This is a genomic window from Streptomyces sp. NPDC058092, from assembly GCF_042884935.1.
In the GTDB taxonomy this organism is placed as follows: domain Bacteria; phylum Actinomycetota; class Actinomycetes; order Streptomycetales; family Streptomycetaceae; genus Streptomyces.
On the sequence record NZ_JBHVSY010000072.1, the window covers coordinates 1 to 1,588 of the forward strand.

At 68.8% G+C, this 1,588-nt stretch carries 2 protein-coding genes; one reads left to right on the forward strand and one right to left on the reverse strand.

Annotated elements, in window-relative coordinates:
* Window positions 1-390 precede the first annotated feature (390 nt).
* The gene (locus ACFVV1_RS40790) at window positions 391-891 is read right to left on the reverse strand and encodes a cupin domain-containing protein (RefSeq protein ID WP_390000700.1); all 501 of its coding nucleotides are present in this window, start codon (window positions 889-891) and stop codon (window positions 391-393) included.
* Between the two features lie 121 nt (window positions 892-1,012).
* Between ACFVV1_RS40790 and ACFVV1_RS40795 the strand changes: the two genes are divergently transcribed.
* On the forward strand, window positions 1,013-1,552 hold the full coding sequence (locus tag ACFVV1_RS40795) for a MarR family winged helix-turn-helix transcriptional regulator (protein ID WP_390000703.1): 540 nt from the start codon (window positions 1,013-1,015) through the stop codon (window positions 1,550-1,552).
* The last annotated feature ends 36 nt before the right edge of the window (window positions 1,553-1,588 follow it).

Genomic DNA, 1,588 nt, shown 5'->3' on the forward strand with positions numbered 1-1,588 from the left:
CGGCCTGCCCGCTCCGCTCGGCCTCGATGAACTGCCCAATCGCCGCCTCTGCGGCCTCCGGCCTTCAGGACGGGAAGTTCTTCGCCCGCTCCAGCGAGTCCATGCTGAGCGCCGCTTCGGCGAGGGCCTTCGTGGAGGCCGTCTTCCAGTGGACGGCCGCCACTGGAGCCCGCATCGCCGGCGAGGCCCGCCGGGACACCGACCCTGCGCGGCCAGATAGAAGGACCTGAAACGCGAGTGGACTCGGCTCCAGGGCCACCTCGACGCCGCGGCCACCGTGATCGCCGCCCTGCACCATGAGACGCGGGCCTCTGCGAAGAACTCGCCGGGCGGGGCGCCATCGTCGCGCTCGACGAACGACGTGCCTCTCGAACCGAGACGATCGGATGATCAGGAACCCTGACGAGCCCGCCGCCACGCGGCACTCTCCACGAAGAAGTTGTCGAAGCGCTCTTGCGAATCCAGGACTTCCTGTGGATCGGCCGTGCCCTTGCGGACACGGTCCAGCAGCCGGAAGTAGTCGAAGCGCTCGACGCCCGGGGTGATGACGATCAGTACGTCGGCGTCCGCACCGGGTTCGGCGGCGAAAGCGTGCGGCAGTCCTGGCGGCACGAGGAGGAAGTCCCCTTCGTCCGCAGTGATCACACTGTCCCCGGCCAGCGCCTGGAGCCGGCCGCCGAGCACGAAGAAGAGCTCGGCCGATCCGGCGTGGTGGTGCGGTGAGGCTCCGTCGGCGCCCGCGGTCAGGGTCACCCGTTGGGCGCTCAAGGCCCCGCCGGTGGTGCTGGCGTCGGCAAAGAGCCGCACGGTGCTCTCAGCGCTGCCCAGCACCTCGGCCTCGGCATCCCGGACCAGAATTCCGCCCTGGGCATCGGGAGTGATCAAGGACATACGCCCCTCCATTCGTAGAACCGCATCCGGCCCCGGACGCGAGCCGGGATCGAGATCAGCAGAAGTGATTCTGCTCGAATAGTATGACAGCTAACTATCAGCCGTCGAATAAGATGGAGGCATGGCCAAGGGAGACGTGACCAAACAGAGTGCGACTGCCGAGACGCGCCGCAACCCCAGAGACGCGGTCGATCAGATCCTCGACCAGTGGCACAAGGAACGGCCGGATCTGGACCTGTCGGCGATGGGGGTCTTCGGACGGCTGGGTCAGCTCTCGCTCCTCCTCACCCCCGCCCTCGAAGGAGTCTTCGCCCGACACGGCCTGCGCCGCGGCGAGTTCGACGTCCTGGCCGCGCTGCGCCGCTCCGGGCCCCCGTACACCCTGATCCCGTCCGCCCTCGCGAAGACCCTGATGCTCTCCCGTGCCGGCATGACCAACCGCCTGGACCGCCTGGAGGCGGACGGCCTGGTGGAACGCCGCCTCGATCCCACCGACCGCCGCAGCTTCCATGTCGCGCTCACCGGCCGTGGCCACAGAGTCATCGACGCTGCGGTCACCGACCACGCCGCCAACGAATCCCGCCTCCTCTGTGCCCTCACCCCCGACGAACGCGAAACCCTCGACCACGCCCTGCGCACCCTGCTCCAGGCGATCGAGTAGGGCCGAGCGCCCCCTGCGCCGACACTGTCGCCGAAC